Annotated in this window: 4 protein-coding genes; all 4 read right to left on the bottom strand. The window is 72.7% G+C overall.

Annotation, left to right across the window (positions count from 1 at the left end; genetic code table 11):
- Window positions 1-168: 168 nt before the first annotated feature.
- Window positions 169-1,062 carry a YggS family pyridoxal phosphate-dependent enzyme gene (locus CWC38_RS10965; RefSeq protein WP_121846762.1) on the bottom strand — a complete coding sequence of 298 codons (894 nt, stop codon included), beginning with the start codon at window positions 1,060-1,062 and terminating at the stop codon, window positions 169-171.
- The gene (locus CWC38_RS10960; RefSeq protein WP_121846761.1) at window positions 1,059-1,781 is read right to left on the bottom strand and encodes a purine nucleoside phosphorylase YfiH/LACC1 family protein; all 723 of its coding nucleotides are present in this window, start codon (window positions 1,779-1,781) and stop codon (window positions 1,059-1,061) included. Before CWC38_RS10960 ends, CWC38_RS10965 begins: the two co-directional genes overlap by 4 nt.
- A 248-nt stretch (window positions 1,782-2,029) precedes the next feature.
- Window positions 2,030-3,274 (bottom strand): cell division protein FtsZ, encoded by a 1,245-nt coding sequence (gene ftsZ, locus CWC38_RS10955; RefSeq protein ID WP_121846760.1) that lies wholly within the window; start codon window positions 3,272-3,274, stop codon window positions 2,030-2,032.
- 241 nt (window positions 3,275-3,515) lie between these two features.
- Window positions 3,516-4,665: cell division protein FtsQ/DivIB (locus tag CWC38_RS10950; RefSeq protein WP_338067544.1), on the bottom strand; the 1,150-nt coding region annotated here is incomplete at its 5' end.

Raw genomic sequence — 4,665 nt, 5'->3', positions numbered from 1 at the left:
GCTCTGGGGGGTGCCCCGAGGGCGGGGGGTGTCTTCGGAGAAGTACTCGTCGTCGTTCTCGGCAAGCCCGAGATACACCATGGTGCGACGCAGCGCTCCGGCCATGTTCTCTCCTCAATCCTTCACTGGGGGCGCCGTGCATGGGCCCGCACGTCATCCGTCATTACGCTACCGCACCGCGGGCCGGGGCCCGAGAACATCCGATCCGATCCGCACGTGCGTGGCCCCGGCGGCCACCGCGGCCTCCAGGTCCCCGCTCATGCCGGCGGAGACCGCGGTGGCCTCCGGGTGCTCGCCGCGCACCTGCTGGGAGATCGCCCACAGCCGCTCGAACGCCTCGCGGGGATCACCCTCGCGGGGCGCCACCGCCATCACGCCGCCCAGCCGCAGCCCCTCGGTCTCCGCGATCTCCCGGGCGAGCCCGGGCACGGTGTCCGGGTGCGCGCCGCCGCGCGCGTCCTCACGGGAGGCCTCCGGGTCCAGGTTCACCTGCACGAGGCACGTGAGGTCCTCGGCCGCGCACGGCCCGGCGGCGACATCTCCCGACGCCGCGGCGTCGCGGTGGGTGCGGACGGCCCGCCCCAGTGCCGTGACGAGCGAGGCCCGGTCCACCGAGTGGACCCACGACGCGTAGCGCACCACGTGCTTGGCCTTGTTGGACTGCAGCTGCCCGACGAAGTGCCACACCGGGGCCGAGACGGGCGGCTGCTGCGCGGCGAGCGCCTGGGCCACCTCACGGGCCTTGGGGCCCGCCTCCTGGTCCTTGTTCTCCCCCACGGCTCGGACGCCCAGCTCCCGCAGCCGGAGCACGTCCTGGGCGGGGAAGAACTTGGTGACCACCACGAGCGCGGGCAGCGCGCCGTCGTGGGCCCGGTCCTCGGGGCGCTCGGCCGCCGCGTCGAGGATCCGGCGGCGCACGGCCGACAGGCGCTGCGCCAGTTCCGCGGTGCGCCGGGCACCACCCGGGACGGCCTCCTGGGAGCGCTCAGGTGCGCCGGCCGCCAGTGCCCCGCTCCCCGAGGAGTCGGCGCCGTCCTGGGGATCGCGTGTCTGCCCGCTCATGCATCGTCCTTTCCCGCGGTGCTCCACACGAGCCCCGCAAGCCTGCCGGTCGTCCGGTCACGGCGGTAGGAGTACAGCTCCGTGTGCTCCAGGGTGCACCACGCGGTGCGGTCGGCGCCCTCCGGTGCCACCGCGACGTCGAGCGAACCGAGGAGGGTCCGTGCGGCACCCGGCAGGTCCAGCCCGGGGGTGCCCCGGTCGGTGGTGCTCACGATGCCCGGCAGAACACGCTGCGCCCGCTCGGCCATCTCCGGCGGCACCTCGTAGCACCGCCCGCACACGGCCGGCCCGATCCAGGCGCGGATCCCCGTGGCCCCGTGCCCGCGCACCGCCGCCACGGTGCGCTGCAGCACCCCGTCCAGCAGGCCCTTCCTCCCCGCGTGGGCCACGGCCAGGACCGGCTCGGCGCGGGGGCGCTCGCCCACGAGCACCACGGGCAGGCAGTCGGCGGTGAGGATGCCCAGGGGCGTCCCGTCCGCGCTGACCGCGGCGTCGGCCTCCGGAGCGGTCCGGGGCACGTGGGTGCCCGTGACGTCGTGGACCACCGTGCCGTGCACCTGGCGCACCCAGCGCACCGGGGCCAGCCCGAGTTCCGTCTCCAGCGCACGACGCCGCCGGGTCACCGCCTCGGGCTCGTCACCCGTATGGGCGGCCAGGTTGCCCTCGGTGGCATCGGTGAAGGCGATGCCCACGCCGTCCCACTCGGTTTGGAACCACATCTGCGCTCTCCTCGCTCGACCCGCCGCCCTGACGCGGGGCGGAAGCACGAACGGGGTGGCCGTCCGTTCGGACTGCCACCCCGTTCACGCTGGTTCTGATCTCCTGCTGGTCTTCCTGCTGTCCCCGTGGTCAATCGGCCCGCGTGCGCTCGTCGACCGCCTCACCGAACCACCCGAGGCTCCCGCCCCGCGGGGCGGGAGCCGACGGGACCCCCGGGGAGCTGTGCGGGTGCCGGGCACCCGCCCGCTCACTTCAGGAAGTCGGGGAAGTCCAGGGAGTCCTTGCGCGCGGCCCCGTTCGAGGTGGACGGGGCGTCCGCCTCGGCGGGCAGGTCAACGTCGAACCCGGCGTCGTCGGGGATGTCGTCGTCCTGGTTCTGCCGCGAGCCGAAGCCCGAGGTCGGCGCCGAGTAGGAGCTGCCGCCGCGCTGCGGGGAGCGTCCCAGGCCTGCGGGACGGGAGGCGTCCCCCCCGAAGGCGGCGCGGGTGTTCTCCGCCTGACGCTGGGCCGGGGAGGAGTTGTTCGCGTTGGTCTCCTGGGAGACGGAGTCGAAGCCCGCGGCGATCACGGTCACGCGCGCCTGGTCCCCCAGGGCGTCGTCGATCACGGCGCCGAAGATGATGTTGGCCTCGGGGTGCGCAACCTCCTGGACGAGGCGCGCGGCCTCGTTGATCTCGAACAGACCGAGGTCGGAGCCGCCCTGGATGGAGAGCAGCACGCCGTGGGCACCGTCGATGGAGGCCTCGAGCAGCGGGGAGGCGATCGCGAGCTCGGCGGCCTTCACGGCACGGTCCTCGCCCTGCGCGGAGCCGATGCCCATCAGCGCCGAACCCGCCCCCTGCATCACGGACTTGACATCCGCGAAGTCCAGGTTGATGAGGCCCGGCGTGGTGATCAGGTCCGTGATGCCGGAGACACCCGAGAGCAGCACCTGGTCCGCAGACTTGAACGCGTCCAGCATGGAGACGTTGCGGTCCGAGATGGAGAGCAGACGGTCGTTGGGGATCACGATGAGCGTGTCCACCTCGTCCCGCAGGGTCTCGATGCCGTTCTCGGCCTGGTTGGACCGGCGGCGGCCCTCGAAGGTGAAGGGACGGGTGACCACACCGATGGTCAGGGCGCCCAGGGAGCGGGCGATGCGGGCCACGACGGGAGCGCCACCGGTTCCGGTGCCACCGCCCTCGCCTGCGGTGACGAAGACCATGTCGGCACCCTTGAGCACCTCCTGGATCTCCTCCTCGTGGTCCTCGGCGGCCTGACGCCCGACGTCCGGGTTGGCGCCGGCACCGAGGCCCCGGGTCAGCTCGCGCCCGACGTCCAGCTTGACGTCCGCGTCGGACATCAGCAGCGCCTGGGCGTCCGTGTTGATGGCAATGAACTCGACGCCGCGCAGACCTTCCTCGATCATGCGGTTCACGGCGTTGACGCCGCCGCCGCCGATGCCGACCACCTTGATGACGGCCAAGTAGTTCTGGGGGGTTGAGGAGTCCATGTGCACCTAACTCGCGTGGGCTTGCGGGGATGGGGATGACGCGCTGGGGAGAAGTCTCAAGTCTTACGTGAATGTATCGCGAAACAACGTATTCGCCGAGCACGCCGTCGTCATTTCCGACAAGGATACCAACCGGCGCGCCGTTCTCCCCATCATGTTCCCACGTGTTACCGGGATGTGCCACATTCTCCCACCTCGTGGCCAGCCTTGAAGTTTCACGTATTACTTGAGGTCCCGTGGGTCAGGTGACGACCGGGTGCAGCGGGGCGGAGACGTCGATGAGCGTGGCGCCGTCCACCTTGTGCGAGTTCACGAGTGCGGCCACCACCTGCGCTTTCAGCTCGCTGTCCCCCGCATCCCCCCAGCGGACCTTCTTGCCGTCCTTGAAAGTCAGCTCCACGGCAGAGCCCGACGGCGCGGCCGCCCCCTCCAGCCGGGAGAGCACGTCCGCGGGCAGAGCGGCGAGGACGTCCGAGATGTCCTGGAACTTCTGCGTGCTCAGCACGCCCCGACCACCCGCGATCAGCGGCACGTCCGGCCGCTGGGCCCTGGGCACCGTGCTGAGGGGCTTGCCCTCCGAGTCCACGAGGACCACACCGGTGCCGTCCTCCACCACGGCCACCCCCACCCGTTCGTGGAGCTGCACGGAGATCGTGTGGGGTGGGTGGAACGAGACGTCCACGGACTTCACCTGGGCCACGTCCCCCAGGGAGGCCGTGACGTCCTGCGGGGAGATCCGGGTCATGGGGCCCCCCTGGTACCCCGCCAGCGCGTCCTGCACCGCCTGCGGGTTCGTGAGCGTGGCCCCCTGCACGTCGATGGTGCGGGTGGCGAACAGCGGTGAGAAGAACACCGCCACGAGCAGGACGAGGAGCACGAGCAGGGACAGGGCAGCCGTGAGCAGCCGGGTGCGCCGCCGCCTGCGGGCAGGGCTGGGCGGGAACGGCACCACGGTGCTGCGCGCCCCGTCCCGCTGCTTCCCCTCCTCGGGGCCGAGGTCGCCCGCTCCGCCGTCGAGGTCCTCGACCCGCGCCGCACGGCGTCGTGCCCGCCACGACGAGAACCGCCCTCCGGCCTCGGGCACCGCCTCGAGCTGACCGGTGTCCACGCGCGAGACCTTCGAGGGGTCGTTGACCTGCACCGCGGGACGGGCATCCTCCCCGGCACCGGAACCGTGGCCCGGGCGACGCGCTGCGGCCGCCCGCGTGAGGGCGTCGAGGTCGTCCGCCGAGACGGCCGACGAGCCGGAGCCGCGCGGGGGCACGGCGGCGTCGTCCGGCGGGAGCGGCCCGCGGTCCACCACGAACGCGGCGTCGTCCAGGTCCTGCGGGTCCCCCGGGTCACCGGCGACGGCGGGCTGGGACGGGGGCGCGGAGCGTGCCCTCAGCGCC

It is taken from the genome of Kocuria tytonicola (assembly GCF_003687455.1).
Classification (GTDB): Bacteria; Actinomycetota; Actinomycetes; order Actinomycetales; family Micrococcaceae; genus Kocuria; species Kocuria tytonicola.
Note: the sequence above shows the minus strand (reverse complement) of the source record. Positions and strands in the feature narration are given on the sequence as shown.